The following is a 24,859-nucleotide window of genomic DNA, read 5'->3' on the forward strand; positions in this document are numbered from 1 at the left end:
TAAAATGAGAAGGAAAAACGTCAAACTTTTATATTGCAAATAGGAGAAATCATGACAAAAACATTAAAACGTCCTGAGGTTTTATCGCCTGCAGGGACTTTAGAAAAGCTCAAAGTGGCTGTTCAGTATGGGGCAGATGCTGTCTTTATCGGTGGTCAGGCCTATGGTCTTCGTAGCCGTGCAGGTAACTTTACCTTTGAACAGATGGAAGAAGGTGTCCAGTTTGCTGCCAAGTATGGTGCTAAGGTTTATGTGGCTGCCAACATGGTTATGCACGAAGGAAATGAAGCTGGTGCTGGTGAGTGGTTCCGTAAACTGCGTGATATCGGGATTGCAGCAGTTATCGTATCTGACCCAGCTTTGATTATGATTGCAGCGACTGAAGCACCAGGTCTTGAAATCCACCTTTCCACTCAAGCAAGTGCCACTAACTATGAAACCCTTGAGTTCTGGAAAGAACTGGGCTTAACACGTGTCGTTTTGGCGCGTGAGGTTTCAATGGAAGAATTGGCAGAAATTCGCAAACGTACAGATGTTGAGATTGAAGCCTTTGTTCATGGAGCCATGTGTATTTCTTACTCTGGTCGTTGTACTCTTTCAAACCACATGAGTATGCGTGATGCTAACCGTGGTGGTTGCTCTCAGTCTTGTCGTTGGAAGTACGACCTTTACGATATGCCATTTGGGAAGGAACGTAAGAGTCTTAAAGGTGAAATTCCTGAAGAATTTTCAATGTCAGCCGTTGATATGTCCATGATTGACCATATCCCAGATATGATTGAAAACGGTGTGGACAGTCTCAAGATTGAAGGACGTATGAAGTCTATTCACTACGTATCAACAGTAACAAACTGCTACAAGGCAGCTGTTGATGCTTATCTAGAAAGTCCAGAGAAGTTTGAAGCTATCAAGCAGGACTTGATTGATGAAATGTGGAAGGTTGCCCAACGTGAATTAGCAACAGGTTTCTACTATGGTACACCATCTGAAAATGAGCAGTTGTTTGGTGCTCGTCGTAAAATTCCTGAGTATAAGTTTGTCGCTGAAGTGGTTTCTTACGATGATGCGACACAAACAGCAACCATTCGCCAACGGAACGTCATTAACGAAGGGGACCAAGTTGAGTTTTATGGCCCAGGTTTCCGTCATTTTGAGACTTATATCGAAGATTTGCATGATGCTAAAGGAAATAAGATCGATCGCGCTCCAAATCCAATGGAACTATTGACTATCAAGGTTCCACAACCTGTTCAAGCTGGAGATATGGTTCGAGCTCTCAAAGAAGGTCTCATCAATCTTTATAAGGAAGATGGAACCAGCGTCACAGTTCGTGCTTAATAAATATGTAGGGGACGAAAGCTTTCTAGTTGCTTTCCCTTTAATCCTATTTACTAAAAGAACATTAGGTTAAAAAAATATATTAATTTCCATCCGAGATTTCATCTCGGATTTTTTCATTATTTTTCAGAAAGACCTAGATAATAGACGGATTTATTACAAGTTTTTTCCAAAATTTTCTATATAATAGACTTAAAAATAGTAAAATTGTAAATAATTTTCATTAAACGCTTTCAATGTTAGTAAAAAGTTGACAAATCCAATTTTTAGGACTAAACTAAGTAAGTAAATTTTAATTAAAAGGAGAATTCGTCATGAATTTAACATTTTTCGGTCTATGTCTTGCCTGTATGGGTGTATCTCTTGGTGAAGGTTTGTTGATGAACGGTTTGTTGAAATCAGTTGCTCGCCAACCAGATATCATCTCAGAACTACGTAGTTTGATGATCCTAGGGGTTGCCTTTATTGAAGGTACTTTCTTCGTTACTCTTGTCTTTTCATTTATCATCAAATAAAAGAAGTATAAATTGAAAAAGGGAGGATTTTAGATGGAAGAAAGTATTAATCCAACCATCAATATTGGTCCTGTTACCTTTAATTTAACCATAGTAGTTTTGACTTTGTTGACTGTAGCACTTATTTTTGGCTTTATTTATTGGGCAACTCGAAATATGACTTTGAGACCCACAGGAAAACAAAATGTATTAGAGTATTTATTTGATTTTGTTGTTGGATTTACAAAATCAAACCTTGGTCCAATGATAAAGGATTATTCTCTCTTTTATTTCTGTTTATTCCTATTTATGGCCATTGCAAATAATATTGGCTTAATGGCTAGAATTCAGACTACAGATGGTGTAAATCTTTGGACCTCACCAACAGCAAATTTGTCATTTGACTTGGTCTTGTCTTTTACAATTATCTTAATGACACACGTAGAAGGAATTCGTCGTCGTGGAATCAAAAAGTATTTAAAAGCATTTGTAACACCAGGTTTTATGACACCAATGAATCTTTTGGAAGAAGTTACCAATCTCCTTTCACTTGCATTGCGGGTCTTTGGTAATATCTTTGCAGGGGAAGTGATGGCAAGTATGTTAGTCCTACTTTCTCATCAGGCCTTCTATTGGTATCCTATTGCTTTTGGAACAAATCTAATCTGGACTGCATTTTCTGTTTTTATTTCTTGTGTACAAGCATATGTATTTACATTGTTATCTTCAATGTACCTAGGAAATAAAATTAATGATGAAGAATAGAAAGGAGTAGTTTATGAATGTAACAGTAGGTGAATTACTTGGTGATTTTATACTAATCGCTGGTTCCTTTATTCTCTTGCTAGTCTTGGTTAAGAAATACGCTTGGTCAAATTTGACTAGTATTTTCGAACAAAGAGCAGAAAAAATTGCAGCAGATATTGACGGAGCTGAACAAGCACGTCAAAAAGCAGAAGTATTGGCTCAAAAACGCGAAGATGAATTGGCTGGTAGCCGTAAAGAAGCTAAGACAATCATTGAGAATGCGAAAGAAACAGCTGAGAAAAGCAAAGCTAGTATTTTAGCAGATGCTAAGCTAGAAGCAGGACGCTTGAAAGAAAAAGCGAACCAAGAAATTGCTCAAAATAAAGCTGAAGCTTTACAAAGCGTTAAGGGTGAGGTAGCAGATTTGACAATCAGCTTGGCTGGTAAAATCATCTCACAAAACCTTGACGGTCATGCCCATAAAGAACTCATTGATCAGTATATCGATCAGTTAGGAGAAGCTTAATGGACAAGAAAACAGTAAAGGTAATTGAAAAATACAGCATGCCTTTTGTCCAATTGGTTATAGAAAAAGGAGAAGAAGACCGTATCTTTTCAGACTTAGCTCAAATCAAGCAAGTTGCTGAAGAAACAGCCTTACCTTCTTTTTTAAAAAAAGTGGCAGTAGACGAGTCTGACAAGGAAAAAACAATTGCGTTCTTCCAAGATTCAGTGTCACCTTTATTGCAAAACTTTATCCAGGTTCTTATCTACAATCACAGAGCAAATCTTTTTTATGATATTCTTATAGATTGCTTGAACCGACTTGAAAAAGAAACAAATCGATTTGAAGTGACGATTACTTCAGCTCATCCTTTAACTGATGAACAGAAGAGTCGCTTGCTCCCTTTGATTGAGAAAAAAATGTCTCTTAAAGTAAGGAGTGTAAAAGAACAAATCGATGAAAGTCTTATTGGTGGTTTTGTCATTTTTGCCAATCACAAGACAATTGATGTGAGTATTAAACAACAACTTAAAGTTGTTAAAGAAAATTTGAAATAGAAAGTGGTGTTCTTTTGGCAATTAACGCACAAGAAATCAGCGCTTTAATTAAGCAACAAATTGAAAATTTCAAACCCAATTTTGATGTGACTGAAACAGGTGTTGTAACCTATATCGGGGACGGTATCGCGCGTGCTCACGGCCTTGAAAATGCCATGAGTGGAGAGTTGTTGATTTTTGAAAACGGCTCTTATGGGATGGCTCAAAACTTGGAGTCAACAGACGTTGGTATTATCATCCTAGGTGACTTTACAGATATCCGTGAAGGCGATACAATCCGCCGTACAGGGAAAATCATGGAAGTCCCAGTAGGTGAAAGTCTGATTGGTCGTGTTGTGGATCCGCTTGGTCGTCCAGTTGACGGTCTTGGAGAAATCCACACTGATAAAACTCGTCCAGTAGAAGCGCCAGCTCCTGGTGTTATGCAACGTAAGTCTGTATCAGAACCATTGCAAACTGGTTTGAAAGCTATTGACGCCCTTGTACCGATTGGTCGTGGTCAACGTGAGTTGATTATCGGTGACCGTCAGACAGGGAAAACAACCATTGCAATTGATACAATCTTGAACCAAAAAGGTCAAGATATGATCTGTATCTATGTTGCGATTGGACAAAAAGAATCAACAGTTCGTACGCAAGTAGAAACACTACGTCAGTACGGTGCCTTGGACTACACAATCGTTGTGACTGCCTCTGCTTCACAACCATCTCCATTGCTTTTCCTAGCTCCTTATGCTGGGGTTGCCATGGCGGAAGAATTTATGTACCAAGGTAAGCATGTTTTGATCGTTTATGATGATTTATCAAAACAAGCGGTAGCTTATCGTGAACTCTCTCTCTTGCTTCGTCGTCCTCCAGGTCGTGAAGCTTTCCCAGGGGATGTTTTCTACCTTCACAGCCGTTTGCTTGAGCGCTCAGCTAAAGTTTCTGATGAACTTGGTGGTGGATCTATTACAGCCCTACCGTTTATCGAGACACAAGCAGGAGATATCTCTGCCTATATCGCAACCAACGTGATTTCAATCACTGATGGACAAATCTTCCTTGGTGATGGTCTCTTCAATGCAGGTATTCGTCCAGCCATCGATGCGGGTTCATCTGTATCACGTGTAGGTGGTTCTGCACAAATCAAAGCCATGAAAAAGGTTGCTGGTACACTTCGTATCGACCTTGCTTCATACCGTGAGTTGGAAGCCTTCACTAAGTTTGGTTCTGACTTGGATGCGGCAACACAGGCTAAGTTGAACCGTGGACGTCGTACAGTTGAGGTCTTGAAACAACCTGTTCATAAACCATTACCTGTTGAGAAACAAGTAACCATTCTCTATGCTTTGACACATGGTTTCTTGGATACTGTTCCAGTAGATGATATTGTTCGTTTCGAGGAAGAGTTCCATGCTTTCTTTGATGCTCAACATCCAGAGATTTTAGAAACCATTCGTGATACAAAAGACTTGCCAGAAGAAGCAGTCTTGGATGCTGCGATTACAGAGTTTCTCAATCAAACCAGCTTCCAATAAGAATAGAGGTGTCAGATGGCAGTATCTCTAAATGATATTAAAACAAAAATCGCCTCAACAAAAAATACGAGTCAAATCACTAATGCCATGCAGATGGTATCAGCTGCTAAGCTAGGTCGTTCTGAAGAAGCTGCTCGCAACTTCCAAGTTTATGCTCAGAAAGTTCGTAAACTTTTGACGGATATTCTTCATGGGAATGGAGCTGGTAGTTCATCGAATCCGATGTTGATTAGCCGTCCAGTTAAGAAGACAGGCTATATCGTCATTACTTCAGACCGAGGTTTGGTTGGAGGTTATAATTCCTCTATTCTGAAAGCCGTTATGGAGTTGAAGGAGGAATACCATCCAGACGGTAAAGGTTTTGAAATGATCTGTATTGGTGGAATGGGAGCTGATTTCTTTAAGGCTCGTGGTATTCAACCACTTTATGAACTACGTGGCTTGGCAGATCAACCAAGCTTTGATGAAGTTCGTAAGATTATTTCAAAAACTGTTGAAATGTACCAAAATGAACTTTTTGATGAACTCTATGTCTGCTATAACCACCATGTCAATACGCTAACCAGTCAAATGCGTGTGGAACAAATGCTTCCAATTGTTGACTTGGATCCAAATGAAGCAGATGACAGTTACAGCTTGACCTTTGAATTGGAAACTAGCCGAGAAGAAATTTTGGAGCAGTTGTTGCCTCAGTTTGCAGAAAGTATGATTTATGGTGCTATTATCGACGCTAAGACAGCTGAAAATGCTGCGGGTATGACAGCCATGCAAACAGCGACAGATAATGCTAAGAAAGTCATTAATGATTTGACAATTCAGTATAACCGTGCCAGACAGGCGGCGATTACACAAGAAATTACAGAAATCGTAGCAGGAGCTAGTGCCTTAGAATAGGCTCTAGTCCAGCTCGTATGAAAATGAACTTAGGACCTAGTTAAACTAGGAACCGACAGTATCTTATATAGAATAGGAGAAGGAGATGAGTTCAGGTAAAATTGCTCAGGTTATCGGTCCCGTTGTAGACGTCTTGTTTGCAGCGGGGGAAAAACTTCCTGAGATTAACAATGCACTTGTCGTCTACAAAAATGACGAAAGAAAAACAAAAATCGTCCTTGAAGTAGCCTTGGAGTTGGGAGATGGTATGGTCCGTACTATCGCCATGGAATCAACAGATGGGTTGACTCGTGGAATGGAAGTATTGGACACAGGTCGTCCAATCTCTGTACCAGTAGGTAAAGAAACTTTGGGACGTGTCTTCAATGTTTTGGGAGATACCATTGACTTGGAAGCTCCTTTTACAGAAGATGCAGAGCGTCAGCCAATTCATAAAAAAGCTCCAACTTTTGATGAGTTGTCTACCTCTTCTGAAATCCTTGAAACAGGGATTAAGGTTATCGACCTTCTTGCCCCTTATCTAAAAGGTGGTAAAGTTGGACTTTTCGGTGGTGCCGGAGTTGGTAAAACTGTCTTGATTCAAGAATTGATTCACAACATTGCCCAAGAACACGGTGGTATTTCAGTATTTACTGGTGTTGGGGAACGTACTCGTGAGGGGAACGACCTTTACTGGGAAATGAAAGAATCAGGTGTTATCGAGAAAACCGCCATGGTATTTGGTCAGATGAATGAGCCACCAGGAGCACGTATGCGTGTTGCCCTTACTGGTTTGACAATCGCTGAATACTTCCGTGATGTGGAAGGCCAAGACGTGCTTCTCTTTATTGATAATATCTTCCGTTTCACTCAAGCTGGTTCAGAAGTATCCGCCCTTTTGGGTCGTATGCCATCAGCCGTTGGTTACCAACCAACACTTGCTACAGAAATGGGTCAATTGCAAGAGCGTATCACATCAACCAAGAAGGGTTCTGTAACCTCTATCCAGGCTATCTATGTGCCAGCGGATGACTATACTGACCCAGCGCCAGCAACAGCCTTCGCTCACTTGGATTCTACAACAAACTTGGAACGTAAGTTGGTACAATTGGGTATCTACCCAGCCGTGGATCCACTTGCTTCAAGCTCACGTGCCTTGGCACCTGAAATCGTTGGAGAAGAGCACTACGCAGTTGCTGCAGAAGTAAAACGTGTTCTTCAACGTTACCATGAATTGCAAGATATCATTGCTATCCTTGGTATGGATGAGCTTTCTGATGAAGAAAAGACCTTGGTTGCTCGTGCCCGTCGTATCCAGTTCTTCTTGTCACAAAACTTCAATGTTGCGGAACAATTTACTGGTCAGCCAGGTTCTTATGTTCCAGTTGCTGAAACTGTACGTGGCTTTAAGGAAATCCTTGATGGTAAACATGACCACTTGCCAGAAGATGCCTTCCGTGGTGTAGGTTCTATCGAAGATGTGATTGCAAAAGCTGAAAAAATGGGATTTTAAGAGGTGATCTATGGCTCAGTTAACTGTCCAGATCGTGACACCAGATGGTCTCGTCTATGATCACCATGCCAGCTATGTATCGGTTCGAACTCTGGATGGTGAGATGGGGATCTTGCCACGACATGAAAATATGATTGCGGTTTTAGCAGTTGATGAAGTAAAGGTGAAACGTATTGATGATGAAGATCACGTGAACTGGATTGCAGTAAACGGAGGCGTTATTGAAATTGCCAATGATATCATCACAATCGTTGCTGATTCTGCAGAACGTGCTCGTGATATCGATGTTAGTCGTGCAGAACGTGCCAAACTTCGAGCAGAGCGTGAAATTGAAGAAGCACAAGACAAACACTTGATTGACCAAGAACGTCGTGCTAAGATTGCTTTGCAACGTGCCATTAACCGTATTAATGTCGGAAAAAGACTATAAGAAAAATGAACTTGAATTATCAAGTTCATTTTTTATGTATTCTTAAGGGGCAAAACTGATGCAAAATTAGAATCTTCTAGTGATATAAAAGATAATTAAAAGATAGCATAGTTCAATTTGCGTAGCAGAAATCATACAAATAAAATTGATTATAGTAAAATAGAATTAGAATTATTAAGAAAGTTGGTTCGTTATTGGAAACGATAGTATTTTCAATCTCTGTTTTTTTAGCAGGGATCTTGTCCTTCTTTTCCCCTTGCATTTTCCCTCTGTTACCTGTCTATACTGGTATCTTATTGGATGATCAGGATAGTGCAAAAAGTTTTTCATTATTTGGGAAAAAAGTTGCCTGGTCAGGTTTGATTCGAACACTTTGCTTTATTGCAGGTATCTCTCTCATTTTCTTTATCTTAGGATTTGGTGCTGGTTACTTTGGTAATATTCTCTATGCAAATTGGTTTCGCTATACCATGGGAACAATTATCATCATTTTAGGCCTACACCAGATGGAAATTTTTCATTTTAAGAAATTAGAGATTCAAAAAAGCTTTACCTTCAAGCAATCAGCAGCCAATCGTTATTGGTCAGCCTTTTTGCTTGGTATTACCTTTAGCTTTGGTTGGACGCCTTGTATTGGTCCAGTTTTAAGTTCTGTTTTAGCACTTGCGGCTTCTGGAGGCAATGGCGCTTGGCAAGGAGCTATCTATACCTTGATTTACACTCTTGGAATGGCCATTCCTTTCTTGGTCTTGGCTCTAGCTTCAGGCGTAGTGATGCCTTATTTTAGTAAACTCAAGCGTCATATGATGCTACTGAAGAAAATTGGTGGTTTCCTCATTATTTTAATGGGAATTTTGTTACTATTAGGACAAGTAAATGTTCTAGCTGGAATTTTTGAATAAAGGAGAAAAAGATGAAAAAAGTAATGTTTGCTGGCTTAAGCCTCTTGTCACTAGTTGTATTGATGGCCTGTGGTGAGGAAGAAAGTAAAAAGACTCAAGCACCAGAACAATCTCCAAAACAACAGCAACAAACGCCTGTACAACAAATTGCTGTTGGAAAAGAGGCTCCAGACTTTACCTTGCAATCAATGGATGGCAAAGAAGTCAAGTTATCGGATTATAAGGGGAAAAAGGTTTATTTGAAGTTTTGGGCTTCATGGTGTGGTCCATGTAAGAAAAGTATGCCAGAGTTGATGGAATTAGCTGCGAAACCAGATCGTGATTTTGAAATTCTTAGTGTCATTGCACCAGGAATTCAAGGTGAAAAAACTGTCGAGCAATTTCCACAATGGTTCCAAGATCAAGGATATAAAGATATCCCAGTACTTTATGACACAAAAGGAACCACCTTCCAAGCTTATCAAATTCGAAGCATTCCTACAGAATACCTGATTGATAGTCAAGGAAAGATTGGAAAGATTCAATTTGGTGTCATCAGCAACGAGGATGCAGAAGCAGCCTTTAAAGAAATGAACTAGAATCAAGATTTTAAAATAGTATTTATACAATCAAACCCCTAGATTTTAGATAGTATTAATCTAAGATTTAGGGGATTTTTGCTATCAATAAATTAAGTTTAAAAAAAGAAGGGAGTACTGTATTATACAGATTCCCTTTCTTTTTCTTTAAACATAATATTTATTTTTTAGCTTTAAGAAGTTTATTATATCATAGCTTCTCGTTGATAAAGCGGATAAACTGATTCCACCAAACTTTTAAAAAGAAGGCTTTTTCAACTTTCTTTTCTGCTACCATTTCAAAACTAGGCCGTTCTGTGGTAATGTAACCTTGACCAACCAAGTCTGAGTCTTCATAAGTCAAATGTCCGACCACTGTTCCGGCTTCAAGTGGTGCTGGAATTGCCTTAGCATCAGGTGTGAATTGAATAGATTGGGAAGATTGACCTCCAACACGTTCAATTAGAGAAATATCATCTTTGGCAACAGCAGTGACTGTATCTTCTTTTCCATCCTGTACAGGGGCTTTGCTATCTTGATAGGCATCGCCTTTCTGAACGATTTTACGAAGTGTGAATGTAGAAGAGATATAATCCATTAGTGAGGATGTAGCTGTGAAGCGAGCGTAAGGATTATTGTCTTGATGATCTGCATTCAAAACAACTGTGATAACCCTCATTCCTTTTTCGAAAGTAGTACCAACAAAAGATTCTCCAGCTTTGTCTGTTGTTCCTGTCTTAAGTCCGTCAAAACCACCTCGATAAGCAGGCATGCCTTCTAACATATAGTTGGTAGAAGTGATTGTCATTCCCGCAAAAGTAGAGGAAGGTTTTTTCGTGATTTCTAAGACTTGTGGGTATTTTTTGATGAGGTTGCGAGCAACGATAGCGACATCATAAGCACTGAGCTTATTTTCCTCATCTTTTTTAGAGCCTGGGTAAATGTTATCACCTAGACTCTCATTGTTAAGACCCGTCGTATTGACAACAGTGGCATCCTGAATTCCCCATTCCAAGAGTTTTGCGCGCATCATATCGACGAAATCTTTTTCTGAGCCAGCAATTTTCTCAGCTAGGGCAATAGCCGCACTGTTAGCACTAGATACTAGGGTTGCTTCAAGTAGTTGTTCGACGGTGTAATTACGAGCCTCCATAGGAACGTTACTCGCTTCAGAATTTGTCGTTAATTTGTAAGGATAATCAGAAATATCTACCGGAGTTGATAGTGTAATACTGCCATTTTCCAAGGCTTCATAGACAAGATAAACAGTAATTAACTTTGTGATTGAAGCAATTTCAACTGGCTGGGTTGCATCTTTCTCATAGAGAATTTTACCAGTATTCGCCTCAACGGCAATTGCATGTTTAGCAGCAATATTAAAATCTTGAGCATCAACAGTAGATGCTGCCCCAATAACGGAAAGGCTTAGGAGAGTTAAAATTATTTTTTTCATAGTAAGTTTATTCTATCATAAAGAAAAAAATATTCCCAGTTTCATGATATAAGAAAGAAGCTTTTTTGAAAGTGTGGTAAAATAGATGAATGGAGGTACTTCATGTTTCGTAAGAATAAATTATTTTTTTGGACCAGTGAGATTTTACTATTAACCATCATCTTTTATTTATGGAGACAGATGGGTGGGATTATAACGCCTTTTGTAAGTGTCGCAAACACTATAATGATTCCCTTTCTTTTAGGTGGTTTTTTATATTATTTGACCAATCCTATTGTAAATTTTTTACAAAAGTATTTCAAAATTAACCGTATCATTGGTATTCTACTAACCTTGTGCGCCTTGGTTTGTGGGCTAGTTATTGGGGTCGTCTATCTCTTACCGATTTTGATTAATCAGCTGACAAGTTTGATTGCTACAAGTCAGACAATCTACAGTCGTCTGCAAGATTTGATTATCGATTTATCCACTTATCCAGCCTTTCAAAATTTAGATATTCAAGCGACTATTCAACAGTTAAATCTCTCTTATGTAGATATTCTACAGAATATCCTAAATAGTGTAACGAATAGTGTTGGAAGTGTCTTATCTGCGCTCTTTAGTACTGTTTTGATTATTATCATGACACCTGTATTTTTAATTTATTTTTTGTTAGATGGCCACAAATTCTTGCCGATGCTTGAGCGTACTGTTTTAAAGCGAGATAAGTTGCATATTACAGGTCTTTTAAAAAATTTGAATACTACAATTGCTCGATATATTAGTGGAGTTGCTATTGATGCGATTATTATTGGTTGTTTGGCCTTTATCGGATATAGCGTGATTGGTTTGAAATACGCTTTGGTCTTTGCCATCTTTTCAGGATTGGCCAATCTCATTCCTTATGTTGGACCAAGTATTGGTTTGATTCCGATGATTATCGCCAATGTCTTTACTGATCCTCATAGAATGCTGATTGCAGTTGTTTATATGTTGATTATTCAACAAGTAGATGGGAACATCCTTTACCCTCGAATCGTTGGTGGAGTGATGAAGGTTCATCCAATTACGATTTTAGTATTACTTTTGTTATCAAGTAATATCTATGGTGTCATTGGCATGATTGTCGCAGTACCAACCTATTCTATCTTAAAAGAAATTTCTAAGTTTTTATCACGTTTGTATGAAAATCATAAAATAATGAAAGAACGAGAAAGAGAATTAGCTAAGTAAAAATCAGGAAATTCCTGATTTTTCTTTTTCATTAAAGAAGTGATGGGAGTAGAAATACCGTTTAGATTAGTAGATTAAGAATAATTCACAAAAACTTTGTAAAACACTTGCAATTTAGCTGAAATTTGATAAAATAGTAAGGAAAGTTAGACTGTATTGCCTACTGTCTATCTATAAAATATATTTTATTGGAGGCTTTTACTCAAATGGCAAAAGAAAAATACGATCGTAGTAAACCACACGTTAACATTGGTACTATCGGACACGTTGACCACGGTAAAACTACCCTAACTGCAGCTATCACAACTGTTTTGGCACGTCGCTTGCCTTCATCAGTTAACCAACCTAAAGACTATGCGTCTATCGATGCTGCTCCAGAAGAACGCGAACGCGGTATCACAATCAACACTGCGCACGTTGAGTACGAAACTGAAAAACGTCACTACGCTCACATCGACGCTCCAGGACACGCGGACTACGTTAAAAACATGATCACTGGTGCCGCTCAAATGGACGGAGCTATCCTTGTAGTAGCTTCAACTGACGGACCAATGCCACAAACTCGTGAGCACATCCTTCTTTCACGTCAGGTTGGTGTTAAACACCTTATCGTCTTCATGAACAAAGTTGACTTGGTTGACGACGAAGAATTGCTTGAATTGGTTGAAATGGAAATCCGTGACCTATTGTCAGAATACGACTTCCCAGGTGACGATCTTCCAGTTATCCAAGGTTCAGCTCTTAAAGCCCTTGAAGGTGACACTAAATACGAAGACATCGTTATGGAATTGATGAACACAGTTGATGAGTACATCCCAGAACCAGAACGTGACACTGACAAACCATTGCTTCTTCCAGTCGAAGACGTATTCTCAATCACTGGACGTGGTACAGTTGCTTCAGGACGTATCGACCGTGGTATCGTTAAAGTCAACGACGAAATCGAAATCGTTGGTATCAAAGAAGAAACTCAAAAAGCAGTCGTTACTGGTGTTGAAATGTTCCGTAAACAACTTGATGAAGGTCTTGCCGGAGATAACGTAGGTGTCCTTCTTCGTGGTGTTCAACGTGATGAAATCGAACGTGGACAAGTTATCGCTAAACCAGGTTCAATCAACCCACACACTAAATTCAAAGGTGAAGTCTACATCCTTACTAAAGAAGAAGGTGGACGTCACACTCCATTCTTCAACAACTACCGTCCACAATTCTACTTCCGTACTACTGACGTTACAGGTTCAATCGAACTTCCAGCAGGTACTGAAATGGTAATGCCTGGTGATAACGTGACAATCGACGTTGAGTTGATCCACCCAATCGCCGTAGAACAAGGTACTACATTCTCTATCCGTGAGGGTGGACGTACTGTTGGTTCAGGTATGGTTACAGAAATCGAAGCTTAATTCGATTTAGTTCCCAGAAGAACAATTATTTAAGTCAGACACTAAAAGAATCTTGCTTTGCAAGGTTCTTTTTCATTATGTCACTATTAGTCCGTCTAGCTCCGTTATGTGTGAGACAAATGAATGATGGCTGTGAAATATTTTTACTTTTCATGGAAAAATTGTTTTGAGAAAGGTTACATCTTTTTTGAGGAAAGTAATTTGTAGATATAAAAAAGACAAACACTAAAATGATGTTTGTCTTTGGTGTGTAGCTCCGTTAGTTGATCAGTTATAATTATGTTAATTAGCAAAACTGATGCAGACTGCTTCTGGGACATGGAAGTCATTAGAAAGTTCTGCTAGACGACCAGTTTCAGGATTGCGTTTAAAGACGGTTGCATTGTCAGAGTCCTGATGGACAGCAATGACAAATTCTTGATCCGGTGTCAAATCAAAATCACGTGGAGTCTGACCATGTGTCGGAACGATTTCTAACAACTCTAAACTACCGTCCGCAAGGATTGTATATACTGCGATAGAATCATGACCACGGTTAGAAGCGTAGAGGTATTTACCGTCTTTAGAGAGACGAATAGCAGCAGTACCATTAAAGCCTTCATAACCGTCTGGTAGAGTTGAAATAACTTGCATGCGTTCAAATTCGCCAACACCATCGTAGATTAAAACTTCTATAGTGCTATTGAGTTCACAAATCAGATAAGCAATTTTATAGTGGTTATGGAAAATGATATGACGCGAGCCTGCTCCTGGCTGGCTGTGATAGGTATAGAGTTTAGATAATTTCCCTTCTGGATCAAGATCATAAGTAATTACTTGGTCAGTTCCTAAATCACAGGTCACTAGATAGTTGTCAGGTGTTAAATCAGTAAAGTGAACATGGGGAGAAGCTTGATTCTCATGTGGACCTTGGCCACTGTGTTGATCTACATCACTAAGTAGAAGACTGCCATCTTCCTTGCGTTTATAAACAAGGACCTGTCCCTTGTGGTAGTTTGCCGCGTACACCAAATCACGCTTTTCATCAACGGCAACATAACAGTGGGGAGCTCCTTTTTCCACGACATGATTTAATAAGGTTCCATCAGTTTGATAGGCTGCAATGCCCCCCTTATCGTCTTGACTACCAACAGTGTATAAATGTTGGTGCTGGTCAAAGACAAGGTAGGTCGGACTTGGTTCAGGTGCAAAAAGTTCTAGATTTGAAAGCTGACCAGTTTCTGTATCAAAGTCTGCCTTGTAAATCCCTTGGGAAGTACGACGTGTATAAGTTCCAAAATAAACAGTTTCTTTCATGACTATACCTCTTTATAAAGATAAGTCTATTATATCACAAAATGAATTTATAATATGCTATGCGGTGCAATTGAGTAGTATGTAAGCACTTTAAAAAAGAGTTATTTTGATTTAAAAATGGTATAATGAGAGAATAACAGAAAGGAAGTATTTATGGAGCAAAAAGAGAAACATTTTAGCCTATCTTGGTTTTTCAAGTGGTTTTTGGATAACAAGGCAATTACGGTATTTTTGGTAACCTTATTATTGGGATTAAATCTTTTTATTTTAAGTAAGATTAGTTTTCTATTTTCACCTGTTTTAGATTTTTTGGCAGTTGTGATGTTGCCAGTTATTCTATCTGGTTTGCTATATTATTTATTAAATCCTATTGTTGATTGGATGGAGAAACACAAAATCAATCGTGTTATCGCAATCAGTACTGTCTTTGTCATCATTGCCCTCTTTATCATTTGGGGCTTGGCAGTAGCTATTCCAAATCTGCAGCGTCAGGTCTTAACCTTTGCAAGAAATGTACCAGTCTATCTCGAAGATGCGGACAGAGTTATTAATGATTTGGTAACCAAGCGTTTGCCAGATGATTTTAGACCTCAGTTAGAGCAAGTTTTAACAAACTTCTCTAGTCAGGCTACAGTTTGGGCGAGCAAGGTTTCTTCTCAGGCAGTCAACTGGGTGAGCGCCTTTATTAGCGGGGCATCTCAAGTGATTGTTGCCTTGATTATCGTTCCTTTCATGCTCTTTTATCTCTTACGTGATGGAAAAGGCCTACGTCACTATTTGACCCAATTCATGCCAACGAAATTGAAAGAACCTGTTGGACAGGTTTTATCAGATGTGAATCAACAGTTGTCCAACTATGTTCGAGGGCAAGTGACAGTGGCGATTATTGTAGCGGTAATGTTTATGATTTTCTTCAAGATTATTGGTCTACGCTATGCAGTTACGTTGGGGGTTACTGCTGGTATTTTAAATTTGGTTCCTTATTTGGGTAGCTTCTTAGCCATGCTTCCTGCCCTAGTATTGGGCTTGATTGCTGGGCCAGTCATGCTTTTAAAAGTAGTGATTGTCTTTATAGTAGAACAAACTATTGAAGGCCGTTTTGTCTCTCCATTGATTTTGGGAAGTCAATTAAACATCCATCCCATTAATGTTCTCTTTGTTTTGTTAACTTCAGGATCTATGTTTGGTATTTGGGGAGTTTTACTCGGTATTCCAGTTTATGCCTCTGCTAAAGTTGTCATTTCAGCGATTTTTGAATGGTATAAGGTAGTCAGTGGTCTATATGAACTAGAGGGAGAGGAAATCAAGAGTGAACAATAGTCAACAGATGTTACAGGCTTTGGAAGAGCAAGATTTAACCAAGGCTGAGCATTATTTCGCTAAAGCTTTAGAAAATGATCCAAGTGACCTTCTGTATGAGTTAGCTACTTATCTTGAAGGGATTGGTTTTTATCCTCAGGCTAAGGACATTTACCTGAAAATCGTAGAGGACTTTCCAGAGGTAAATCTTAATCTGGCAGCTATTGCTAGCGAAGATGGTCAAATCGAAGAAGCCTTTGCCTATCTAGAGGAAATACAAACTGACAGTGACTGGTATGTTTCAGCTTTGGCTCTTAAGGCAGACCTTTACCAGATGGAAGGTTTGACAGATGTAGCGCGTGAAAAATTGCTGGAGGCATTGAGTTATTCAGAGGATCCTCTCTTGATATTGGGCTTGGCAGAGTTGGATAGTGAGTTGGAAAATTACCAAGAGGCTATTCAAGGCTATGCTCAGTTAGATAATCGTACTATTTATGAGCAAACGGGTATTTCTACCTATCAACGGATTGGCTTTGCCTATGCCCAGTTGGGGAAATTTGAAACAGCTACAGAGTTTTTAGAAAAAGCCCTGGAGTTAGAATACGATGACCTAACAGCTTTTGAGTTGGCCAGTCTTTACTTTGATCAAGAAGAATATCAAAAAGCTGTCCTCTACTTTAAGCAGCTTGATACCATTTCTCCTGACTTTGAAGGCTATGAGTATGGTTACAGTCAGGCCTTACATAAGGAACATCAAGTTGCAGAAGCCCTGCGTATTGCTAAGCAAGGCTTAGAGAAAAATCCCTTTGAAACTCGCCTTTTGCTAGCTGCTTCACAATTATCTTATGAATTACATGATGCTAGCGGAGCAGAAAACTACCTCCTTACTGCAAAAGAAGACGCTGAGGATACAGAAGAAATCTTGCTTCGTTTAGCAACTATTTATCTGGAGCAGGAGCGTTATGAGGATATTCTAGACTTGCAGAGCGAGGAGCCAGAAAACCTTTTGACCAAGTGGATGATTGCTCGTTCTTATCAAGAATTGGACGATTTGGATTCTGCCTATGAACATTACCAAGAGTTGGCAGGAGATTTGAAGGACAATCCCGAATTTCTAGAACACTATATCTATCTCTTACGTGAATTGGGCTACTTTGAGGAAGCAAAAGTCAATGCACAAGCTTACTTAAAACTGGTTCCAGACGATGTTCAAATGCAAGAATTGTATGAGAGATTGCAGGAATAAAATGTTTTAAAGCTATATCTTATCATTTTTCATAGTATCATCTACAGGTTATTTTATCTATTGTATGGTGAGAGTATATTTGAATTGTTGTGTTTGTATTCGAGTTTCCAATATAAGACATAAGAAGTGAGATAAGTAATATTTTTAAAAGTACAATCTTAGACTTTATAGTAAAAGAAAAAGTTCTCATTTCATAAGTGACAGATTGAATAGAAAGCCCTTAGACTAAAAGTTTCTAAGGGCTTTTCTTTGTGTGAAATCGTAGAATAGGGGTAAGAAAAGTTGTGATATCTTTGCCATGTTTCATAAAAAAATGAGACTACGATTGCAATCGTGCTGATTATTACACACTAGAGGGACTCGTTCCTCAAGACTATATTCTTCGTCATGTTGAGTAAGTTCTCTATTTTCCTTCATCTATGATTTAATCGTATCCAATAACCACAAATATACTTACCAAGTGTTAGATAATCAAGATAAGTTTATAAGTGAGCAACTGGAAGTTAAGATTGACTTAGTTCGGAAAAAGCAAGGAAAACAGGGAGGGAAAGTTTTTTGTTTTGCATTGAAAAGTATTTTATAGAGGGTTCAACTTATTTTAAGGATAGTAGAGATGAAGAAAAAAAAAGACAAACACTAAAATGATGTTTGTCTTCGGTGTGGAGTTCTCATTAAATGAGAACCTAGTTACAATTAGTTTTTAGAAGCTGCTTCGAATTCTGGATTTTTCCATGCTTCGTCAATGATAGCTTGCAATTCTTTAGCAGATGCTTGCATTTTTTGAGTTTCTGCGTCGTTCAATGGGATATTTACTGGACGAACAATACCATGTGCCCCAACAACAGCTGGTTGACCGATAAAGACGTTTTCAACTCCGTATTGACCTTCTTGGAATACTGAAAGTGGAAGTACTGCGTTTTCATCGTCAAGGATTGCTTTAGTGATACGAGCAAGGGCTACTGCGATACCGTAGTATGTTGCACCTTTTTTGTTGATGATTGTGTAGGCTGCATCACGAACACCTTCGAACAATTCAATCAATTCAGCTTCTTGAACATTTTGAGTGTCTTTAAGGAATTCTTCAAGGTTTACACCAGCGATGTTAGCGTGCGACCAAACAGCGAACTCAGAGTCACCGTGTTCACCCATGATGTAGGCGTGCACTGAACGAGCATCAACATCAAGTTTTTCAGCAAGTGCTTGACGGAAACGAGCTGAGTCAAGTGAAGTTCCTGAACCGATAACTCGTTCTTTAGGGAAACCAGAGAATTTCCAAGTTGAGTAAGTCAAGACGTCAACTGGGTTGGCAGCAACAAGGAAGATACCTTTGAAACCTGATTCAACAACTTGAGTTACGATTGATTTGTTGATAGCAAGGTTTTTACCTACAAGGTCAAGACGAGTTTCACCTGGTTTTTGAGGCGCACCTGCAGTGATTACAACAAGGTCAGCGTCTGCACAGTCAGAGTATTGAGCTGCATAGATTTTTTTAGGTGAAGTGAAGGCAAGGGCGTGACTAAGGTCAAGCGCGTCACCAACAGCTTTTTCATGCAATTGTGGAATTTCGATAATTCCAAGCTCTTGTGCAATTCCTTGGTTAACAAGTGCAAAAGCGTAAGAAGAACCTACAGCACCATCACCGACAAGGATAACTTTTTTGTGTTGTTTAGTTGAAGTCATTATTCTAAACATCTCCTTAATTTTATTCAGGGATTTCCCCAGTTACTTCAATTCTATCACTTTTAAAAAGCTTTGTCACGGATATGCCTTTCAGTTCTTGATGTAAACGTTTTAGCGATTGTATATACCTGAAATATGGAAGACATTATGGTATAATATTGTTAATTACTAATTGTGAAATGAGGCATTTATTAATGCAGGATAAAAATTTAGTGAATGTCAATCTGACAAAGGAGATGAAGACGAGCTTTATCGACTACGCCATGAGTGTTATCGTAGCGCGGGCTCTTCCTGATGTTCGAGATGGCTTGAAACCTGTTCACCGTCGAATTCTCTACGGAATGAATGAATTGGGTGTTACTCCAGACAAACCTCATAAAAAATCTGCTCGTATTACAGGGGATGTCATGGGGAAATACCACCCACACGGAGATTCCTCAATCTATGAAGCCATGGTTCGTATGGCTCAATGGTGGAGCTACCGTTACATGCTTGTCGACGGGCATGGGAACTTTGGTTCTATGGATGGAGACGGTGCTGCCGCCCAGCGTTACACTGAGGCGCGTATGAGCAAGATTGCTCTGGAGATGCTTCGTGATATCAATAAAAATACGGTTGATTTCGTTGATAACTATGATGCCAATGAACGTGAACCTTTAGTCCTTCCAGCTCGTTTTCCAAATCTTTTAGTTAATGGAGCTACTGGTATCGCTGTCGGTATGGCGACCAATATTCCACCTCATAACTTGGGTGAAACTATTGATGCTGTGAAGTTGGTCATGGACAATCCTGAAGTGACCACTAAGGATTTGATGGAAGTCTTGCCTGGGCCAGATTTTCCAACTGGTGCCCTTGTTATGGGGAAATCAGGTATTCATAAAGCTTACGAAACAGGTAAAGGTTCGATTGTTCTTCGTTCTCGTACTGAAATCGAAGAAACTAAAACTGGCCGTGAGCGTATCGTTGTAACAGAATTTCCTTACATGGTCAATAAAACAAAGGTGCATGAGCATATTGTTCGTTTGGTTCAGGAAAAACGCATTGAGGGTATCACAGCAGTACGTGATGAGTCAAACCGTGAAGGGGTTCGATTTGTTATCGAAGTAAAGCGCGATGCCTCAGCCAATGTTATCCTCAACAATCTCTTCAAGATGACCCAGATGCAAACCAACTTTGGTTTCAATATGCTTGCTATCCAAAATGGTGTACCGAAGATTTTGTCTCTTCGTCAGATTTTGGATGCTTATATCGAGCACCAAAAAGAAGTGGTTGTTCGTCGTACTCGTTTTGACAAGGAAAAAGCAGAAGCGCGTGCACACATTTTAGAAGGTCTCTTAATTGCACTAGACCATATCGACGAAGTGATTCGTATCATCCGTGCTAGTGAAACGGATGCGGAAGCACAAGCTGAGTTGATGAGCAAATTCAAGTTATCTGAACGTCAAAGTCAAGCCATTCTTGATATGCGCCTTCGTCGTTTGACAGGTTTAGAACGTGATAAGATCCAGTCTGAGTATGATGACCTCTTGGCTCTGATTGCGGATTTGGCGGATATTCTTGCTAAGCCAGAACGTGTTTCTCAAATCATCAAAGATGAATTAGATGAAGTCAAGCGTAAGTTTGACGACCAACGTCGTACTGAATTGATGGTTGGTGAAGTCTTGAGTCTTGAAGATGAGGATCTAATTGAAGAAGCTGATGTCTTAATTACACTGTCTAACAAAGGCTACATTAAACGTCTGGACCAAGGCGAATTTACCGCTCAAAAACGTGGTGGTCGTGGTGTCCAAGGGACAGGTGTTAAGGATGATGATTTTGTTCGTGAGTTAGTGTCAACTAGCACCCATGATCACCTGCTCTTCTTCACAAATAAAGGACGCGTCTATCGCCTTAAAGGCTATGAAATTCCTGAATATGGCCGTACTGCTAAGGGATTGCCAATTGTCAATCTTTTAAAATTGGATGAAGGCGAAAGTATTCAGACTATTATCAATGTTGAATCTGAACGTAGTGATGATGCTTACCTTTTCTTCACAACCCGTCATGGTATTGTGAAGAGAACCAGTGTTAAGGAATTTGCTAACATTCGTCAGAATGGACTCAAGGCTTTGAACCTCAAGGATGAAGATGAGTTGATTAATGTATTGTTGACGGAAGAAGACACGGATATTATCATTGGTACCAAGTTTGGTTATGCAGTTCGCTTTAATCAATCAGCTGTTCGGGGAATGAGTCGTATCGCTACGGGTGTGAAAGGTGTTAATCTCCGTGAGGGGGACACAGTAGTTGGTGCTAGTGTAATCACAGATCAGGACGAGGTTCTTATCATCACTGAAAAAGGATATGGTAAGCGCACCGTTGCGACTGAATATCCAACAAAAGGTCGTGGTGGTAAAGGGATGCAAACTGCTAAAATTACTGAAAAGAATGGTTCCCTTGCTGGTCTTATGACAGTTAAAGGTGATGAAGATTTGATGATTATCACTGATACTGGTGTCATGATTCGAACTAACGTTGCCAATATTTCACAAACAGGTCGCTCAACTATGGGAGTTAAAGTGATGCGCCTGGACCAAGATGCTAAAATTGTAACCTTTACTACGGTTGCAGCGGCAGAAAAAGAAGAAGTTGGGGCAGAAAACGAAACAGAAGGTGAAGCATAATGTCTCATAAAAAGAATAATAAGAAAATCAAACGAAAAAATCTGCTGACAAATATCTTGGCTGTATTTCTCATACTGATCTCTATTGCTTTAATTTTTAATGCAAAGATTCGTGATGCATTTATTGCTTGGAATAGTAATAAATACCAAGTTAGTCAAGTATCAAAAGAAAAAATAGAAGAAAATCAGGACACAGAGGGAAATTTTGATTTTGATTCAGTAAAAGCCATTTCCTCTGAAGCTGTTTTAGCCTCTCAATGGGATAATCAAAAATTACCTGTTATCGGAGGAATTGCAATACCTGAGCTTGAAATTAATTTACCTATCTTTAAGGGGATTGCAAATGTCAATCTTTTATATGGTGCGGGTACCATGAAGCGTGACCAAGAAATGGGTAAAGGGAATTATTCATTAGCTAGCCATCATATTTTCACAGGTGATAATGCTAGTCAGATGCTTTTTTCTCCACTAGATCGTGCGAAAAAAGGGATGAAAATTCACTTGACAGATAAGAATAAAGTGTATACCTATGAAATTAGTGAAGTGAAACGAGTTACACCAGATAGAGTAGATGAAATTGATGACCGAACTGGTGTTGATGAAATTACTTTAGTAACTTGTGAGGATGCAGCAGCTACTGAGCGGATCATTGTAAAGGGTGATTTGAAAGAAACAAAAGATTATTCACAAACATCTGATGAAATTCTGACAGCCTTCAATCAACCATATAAACAATTTTATTAGTTCTAAAAGAATCAGTGAAGATTAAGTTTCATTGATTCTTTTAATATTTTCATAAAATAAACTTTTATGAAATACAGAAAACGTTTCCTTAATTCTAAAGTTTATGTTATAATTATCACAAATAAAAGTTTAGGAGTTTATTATGGTTTCTTCAGAATTTATCTCAAAGATTGAATTTGCTTGCAAGAAGAAAGAAAGTCTTTATAGTCAAAGCAAATTTAAGTATGCGATTCGTTCGATGTTTGCAGGTGCATTTTTAACCTTCAGTACTGCTGCAGGTGCAGTTGGAGCTGACTTGATTAATAAAATTGCACCAGGTAGTGGACGCTTCCTCTTCCCATTTGTCTTTGCTTGGGGATTGGCCTACATTGTTTTCTTGAATGCCGAGTTGGTAACATCAAACATGATGTTCTTGACTGCTGGTAGTTTCTTGAAAAAAATCTCTTGGAGAAAAACAGCAGAGATTTTACTTTACTGTACTTTGTTCAACCTTATCGGAGCCTTGATAGCAGGTTGGGGCTTTGCTCATTCGGCAGCCTATGCACATCTGACTCACGATAGTTTCATCTCAGGGGTTGTTGAGATGAAGTTAGGCCGCTCAAATGAATTAATCTTGCTTGAGGCGATTTTGGCAAATATTTTCGTAAATATTGCGATTCTTTCATTTGTTTTGGTCAAAGATGGTGGTGCCAAACTTTGGCTTGTATTGTCAGCGATTTACATGTTTGTATTTTTAACAAACGAGCACATTGCGGCGAACTTTGCTTCTTTCGCGATTGTGAAATTCAGTGTTGCTGCGGATTCAATTGCTAACTTTGGTGTTGGGAATATGCTTCGTCACTGGGGTGTAACCTTCGTTGGAAACTTTATCGGAGGAGGTCTTTTGATGGGTCTTCCATATGCCTTCCTCAATAAAAATGAAGATACTTACGTAGATTAAGAAAATGAGCACGATTGAGTCGTGCCTTTTTTCATTTTTAAGATAAGGTAATAGCTATTTCTTATATCAAAATATAGAAAACTAATATTGGTAAACTATACCTTAAGGTGCTACAATATCCTTAATCAAACTATTTGGAGGTCGTTTTATGACTCGTGATTTTAAATTTGAAACCTTATAATTGCATGCTGGGCAAGTAGTTGATCCAGCAACTAAGTCTCGTGCAGTGCCGATTTATCAAACAACATCCTTTGTTTTTGATGACACGCAGGAAGGTGCCGATTTGTTTGCCTTGAGAAAACCAGGGAATATTTATACTCGTATCACCAACCCTACAACAGCTGCCTTTGAAGAAAGAATTTCTGCCCTTGAAGGTGGTGTTGGAGCTCTTGCAACCGCATCAGGTATGGCCGCAGTGACTTATACGATTTTGGCTCTTGCCCATGCTGGTGACCATGTTGTAGCAGCATCAACAATTTACGGTGGAACTTTCAATCTCTTGAAGGAAACCCTTCCTCGTTATGGGATCACAACAACCTTTGTCGATGTTGATAATTTGGAGGAAGTAGAAGCAGCCATCAATGACAATACCAAGCTTGTTCTGATTGAAACCTTGGGCAATCCCTTGATTAACATTCCAGATTTGGAAAAATTAGCAGAGATTGCTCATAAACATCAGATTCCTCTTGTTTCTGACAACACCTTTGCCACACCTTATTTGATTAATGTCTTTTCTCATGGTGTAGATATTGCCATTCACTCTGCGACTAAGTTTATCGGTGGTCATGGTACGACTATTGGAGGAGTGATTGTCGATAGTGGTCGTTTTGACTGGGCGGCTTCAGGGAAATTCCCTCAATTTGTTGAGGAAGACCCAAGCTATCATAACTTGAGCTATACTCGTGATGTAGGTGCGGCTGCCTTTATTATCGCTGTTCGTGTTCAATTGCTCCGTGATACAGGTGCAGCCTTGTCACCATTTAATGCCTTTCTCTTGCTCCAAGGACTTGAAACCCTTTCACTTCGTGTCGAACGTCATGTACAAAATGCAGAGAAAATTGTTGATTTCCTTGTCAACCACCCTAAGGTAGAAAAAGTTAACTATCCAAAATTGGCAGATAGTCCTTATCATGCTTTGGCTGAGAAATATTTACCAAAAGGTGTGGGTTCAATCTTTACCTTTCATGTCAAAGGTGGGGAGGTAGAAGCACGCAAGGTTATTGACAATTTGGAAATCTTCTCTGACCTTGCAAATGTGGCAGATGCTAAATCGCTTGTTGTCCATCCAGCCACAACCACTCACGGTCAATTGTCAGAAAAAGATCTGGAAGCAGCAGGTGTCACACCAAACCAAATCCGTTTGTCTATCGGACTTGAAAATGTAGAGGATTTGATTGAAGACTTGCGCTTGGCCTTGGAAAAAATTTAAAGAAAAAGAAGATAAACAGTGGGTTTCGACTCACTGTTTTTGATTTTCCCTTAGGCATG

General features: G+C 39.2%; 22 protein-coding genes. 19 read left to right on the plus strand and 3 right to left on the minus strand.

Annotated features, from left to right (window positions below):
- The first annotated feature begins 51 nt into the window (after positions 1-51).
- From N8M95_RS00605 to sdbB, 11 genes are all read left to right on the plus strand, one after another.
- Complete coding sequence (locus N8M95_RS00605; RefSeq protein ID WP_000169065.1) at positions 52-1,338, plus strand: peptidase U32 family protein; 1,287 nt, start codon at positions 52-54, stop codon at positions 1,336-1,338.
- A gap of 314 nt (positions 1,339-1,652) precedes the next feature.
- The gene (locus N8M95_RS00610; RefSeq protein WP_001054558.1) at positions 1,653-1,853 is read left to right on the plus strand and encodes a F0F1 ATP synthase subunit C; all 201 of its coding nucleotides are present in this window, start codon (positions 1,653-1,655) and stop codon (positions 1,851-1,853) included.
- 33 nt (positions 1,854-1,886) lie between these two features.
- Positions 1,887-2,597, plus strand: coding sequence for a F0F1 ATP synthase subunit A (gene atpB / locus N8M95_RS00615; protein ID WP_000392870.1), 711 nt, complete (start codon positions 1,887-1,889; stop codon positions 2,595-2,597).
- Between the two features lie 13 nt (positions 2,598-2,610).
- On the plus strand, positions 2,611-3,105 hold the full coding sequence (gene atpF, locus N8M95_RS00620; RefSeq protein ID WP_001103468.1) for a F0F1 ATP synthase subunit B: 495 nt from the start codon (positions 2,611-2,613) through the stop codon (positions 3,103-3,105).
- Positions 3,105-3,641 (plus strand): F0F1 ATP synthase subunit delta, encoded by a 537-nt coding sequence (locus N8M95_RS00625; protein ID WP_261056331.1) that lies wholly within the window; start codon positions 3,105-3,107, stop codon positions 3,639-3,641. Before atpF ends, N8M95_RS00625 begins: the two co-directional genes overlap by 1 nt.
- 14 nt (positions 3,642-3,655) lie before the next feature.
- Positions 3,656-5,161 (plus strand): F0F1 ATP synthase subunit alpha, encoded by a 1,506-nt coding sequence (gene atpA / locus N8M95_RS00630; RefSeq protein WP_000996629.1) that lies wholly within the window; start codon positions 3,656-3,658, stop codon positions 5,159-5,161.
- 15 nt (positions 5,162-5,176) lie between these two features.
- On the plus strand, positions 5,177-6,055 hold the full coding sequence (locus N8M95_RS00635) for a F0F1 ATP synthase subunit gamma (protein ID WP_020901472.1): 879 nt from the start codon (positions 5,177-5,179) through the stop codon (positions 6,053-6,055).
- 85 nt (positions 6,056-6,140) lie between these two features.
- Entirely contained in the window at positions 6,141-7,547 is a 1,407-nt protein-coding gene (atpD, locus tag N8M95_RS00640) for a F0F1 ATP synthase subunit beta (protein WP_000094357.1), read from the plus strand.
- Positions 7,548-7,557: 10 nt separating this feature from the next.
- The gene (locus tag N8M95_RS00645; protein WP_033681676.1) at positions 7,558-7,977 is read left to right on the plus strand and encodes a F0F1 ATP synthase subunit epsilon; all 420 of its coding nucleotides are present in this window, start codon (positions 7,558-7,560) and stop codon (positions 7,975-7,977) included.
- Between the two features lie 194 nt (positions 7,978-8,171).
- Positions 8,172-8,879 (plus strand): thiol-disulfide oxidoreductase-associated membrane protein CcdA2, encoded by a 708-nt coding sequence (gene ccdA2, locus N8M95_RS00650; protein WP_033681677.1) that lies wholly within the window; start codon positions 8,172-8,174, stop codon positions 8,877-8,879.
- Positions 8,880-8,890: 11 nt separating this feature from the next.
- Positions 8,891-9,457, plus strand: coding sequence for a thiol-disulfide oxidoreductase-associated lipoprotein SdbB (sdbB, locus tag N8M95_RS00655; RefSeq protein WP_020901470.1), 567 nt, complete (start codon positions 8,891-8,893; stop codon positions 9,455-9,457).
- 190 nt (positions 9,458-9,647) lie between these two features.
- Here sdbB and pbp3 read toward each other — a convergent pair whose 3' ends face one another.
- Positions 9,648-10,889: a D-alanyl-D-alanine carboxypeptidase PBP3 gene (gene pbp3 / locus N8M95_RS00660; protein WP_261116377.1), complete on the minus strand. Its 1,242-nt coding sequence runs from the start codon at positions 10,887-10,889 to the stop codon at positions 9,648-9,650.
- Positions 10,890-10,991: 102 nt separating this feature from the next.
- Between pbp3 and N8M95_RS00665 the strand changes: the two genes are divergently transcribed.
- Positions 10,992-12,101, plus strand: coding sequence for an AI-2E family transporter (locus N8M95_RS00665; protein ID WP_023947789.1), 1,110 nt, complete (start codon positions 10,992-10,994; stop codon positions 12,099-12,101).
- A 206-nt stretch (positions 12,102-12,307) separates the two neighbouring features.
- Complete coding sequence (gene tuf, locus N8M95_RS00670; RefSeq protein ID WP_001040726.1) at positions 12,308-13,504, plus strand: elongation factor Tu; 1,197 nt, start codon at positions 12,308-12,310, stop codon at positions 13,502-13,504.
- A gap of 282 nt (positions 13,505-13,786) precedes the next feature.
- Here the strand turns inward: tuf and N8M95_RS00675 are convergent, their stop codons facing one another.
- The gene (locus tag N8M95_RS00675) at positions 13,787-14,800 is read right to left on the minus strand and encodes a lactonase family protein (protein WP_084862359.1); all 1,014 of its coding nucleotides are present in this window, start codon (positions 14,798-14,800) and stop codon (positions 13,787-13,789) included.
- A 153-nt stretch (positions 14,801-14,953) separates the two neighbouring features.
- On the opposite strand from N8M95_RS00675, the gene N8M95_RS00680 reads away from it, so the two are divergent.
- Together N8M95_RS00680 and N8M95_RS00685 are read left to right on the plus strand one after the other, a co-directional pair.
- On the plus strand, positions 14,954-16,120 hold the full coding sequence (locus N8M95_RS00680; protein ID WP_261116378.1) for an AI-2E family transporter: 1,167 nt from the start codon (positions 14,954-14,956) through the stop codon (positions 16,118-16,120).
- Positions 16,110-17,345 carry a tetratricopeptide repeat protein gene (locus tag N8M95_RS00685; protein WP_261116379.1) on the plus strand — a complete coding sequence of 412 codons (1,236 nt, stop codon included), beginning with the start codon at positions 16,110-16,112 and terminating at the stop codon, positions 17,343-17,345. Before N8M95_RS00680 ends, N8M95_RS00685 begins: the two co-directional genes overlap by 11 nt.
- 693 nt (positions 17,346-18,038) lie before the next feature.
- On the opposite strand, the gene N8M95_RS00690 is transcribed toward N8M95_RS00685, so the two are convergent.
- A complete protein-coding gene (locus tag N8M95_RS00690; RefSeq protein WP_020901464.1) occupies positions 18,039-19,025 on the minus strand; it encodes an L-lactate dehydrogenase in 987 nt (328 codons plus the stop codon).
- Between the two features lie 194 nt (positions 19,026-19,219).
- On the opposite strand from N8M95_RS00690, the gene gyrA reads away from it, so the two are divergent.
- From gyrA to N8M95_RS00710, 4 genes are all read left to right on the plus strand, one after another.
- Complete coding sequence (gene gyrA, locus N8M95_RS00695) at positions 19,220-21,688, plus strand: DNA gyrase subunit A (protein WP_261116380.1); 2,469 nt, start codon at positions 19,220-19,222, stop codon at positions 21,686-21,688.
- Complete coding sequence (locus tag N8M95_RS00700) at positions 21,688-22,431, plus strand: class A sortase (protein ID WP_033681684.1); 744 nt, start codon at positions 21,688-21,690, stop codon at positions 22,429-22,431. The genes gyrA and N8M95_RS00700 overlap by 1 nt, the downstream gene beginning before the upstream one ends.
- 142 nt (positions 22,432-22,573) lie before the next feature.
- Positions 22,574-23,371 (plus strand): formate/nitrite transporter family protein, encoded by a 798-nt coding sequence (locus tag N8M95_RS00705; RefSeq protein WP_049499380.1) that lies wholly within the window; start codon positions 22,574-22,576, stop codon positions 23,369-23,371.
- A gap of 181 nt (positions 23,372-23,552) precedes the next feature.
- On the plus strand, positions 23,553-24,800 hold the full coding sequence (locus N8M95_RS00710; protein ID WP_261116381.1) for an O-acetylhomoserine aminocarboxypropyltransferase/cysteine synthase family protein: 1,248 nt from the start codon (positions 23,553-23,555) through the stop codon (positions 24,798-24,800).
- The last annotated feature ends 59 nt before the right edge of the window (positions 24,801-24,859 follow it).

The organism is Streptococcus mitis (assembly GCF_946190325.1).
Taxonomy (GTDB): domain Bacteria; phylum Bacillota; class Bacilli; order Lactobacillales; family Streptococcaceae; genus Streptococcus; species Streptococcus mitis_CF.

Bases quoted from the DNA above. Each gene is read 5' to 3' on its own strand.
- N8M95_RS00645 (WP_033681676.1), top strand. From the start codon at position 7,558: ATGGCTCAGTTAACTGTCCAGATCGTGACACCAGATGGTCTCGTCTAT.
- N8M95_RS00700 (WP_033681684.1), top strand. From the start codon at position 21,688: ATGTCTCATAAAAAGAATAATAAGAAAATCAAACGAAAAAATCTGCTG.
- N8M95_RS00610 (WP_001054558.1), top strand. From the start codon at position 1,653: ATGAATTTAACATTTTTCGGTCTATGTCTTGCCTGTATGGGTGTATCT.
- N8M95_RS00675 (WP_084862359.1), bottom strand. From the start codon at position 14,800: ATGAAAGAAACTGTTTATTTTGGAACTTATACACGTCGTACTTCCCAA.
- atpD (WP_000094357.1), top strand. From the start codon at position 6,141: ATGAGTTCAGGTAAAATTGCTCAGGTTATCGGTCCCGTTGTAGACGTC.
- N8M95_RS00625 (WP_261056331.1), top strand. From the start codon at position 3,105: ATGGACAAGAAAACAGTAAAGGTAATTGAAAAATACAGCATGCCTTTT.
- atpF (WP_001103468.1), top strand. From the start codon at position 2,611: ATGAATGTAACAGTAGGTGAATTACTTGGTGATTTTATACTAATCGCT.
- tuf (WP_001040726.1), top strand. From the start codon at position 12,308: ATGGCAAAAGAAAAATACGATCGTAGTAAACCACACGTTAACATTGGT.
- N8M95_RS00680 (WP_261116378.1), top strand. From the start codon at position 14,954: ATGGAGCAAAAAGAGAAACATTTTAGCCTATCTTGGTTTTTCAAGTGG.
- N8M95_RS00605 (WP_000169065.1), top strand. From the start codon at position 52: ATGACAAAAACATTAAAACGTCCTGAGGTTTTATCGCCTGCAGGGACT.
- N8M95_RS00705 (WP_049499380.1), top strand. From the start codon at position 22,574: ATGGTTTCTTCAGAATTTATCTCAAAGATTGAATTTGCTTGCAAGAAG.
- N8M95_RS00690 (WP_020901464.1), bottom strand. From the start codon at position 19,025: ATGACTTCAACTAAACAACACAAAAAAGTTATCCTTGTCGGTGATGGT.
- sdbB (WP_020901470.1), top strand. From the start codon at position 8,891: ATGAAAAAAGTAATGTTTGCTGGCTTAAGCCTCTTGTCACTAGTTGTA.
- atpB (WP_000392870.1), top strand. From the start codon at position 1,887: ATGGAAGAAAGTATTAATCCAACCATCAATATTGGTCCTGTTACCTTT.
- gyrA (WP_261116380.1), top strand. From the start codon at position 19,220: ATGCAGGATAAAAATTTAGTGAATGTCAATCTGACAAAGGAGATGAAG.
- N8M95_RS00635 (WP_020901472.1), top strand. From the start codon at position 5,177: ATGGCAGTATCTCTAAATGATATTAAAACAAAAATCGCCTCAACAAAA.
- pbp3 (WP_261116377.1), bottom strand. From the start codon at position 10,889: ATGAAAAAAATAATTTTAACTCTCCTAAGCCTTTCCGTTATTGGGGCA.
- N8M95_RS00665 (WP_023947789.1), top strand. From the start codon at position 10,992: ATGTTTCGTAAGAATAAATTATTTTTTTGGACCAGTGAGATTTTACTA.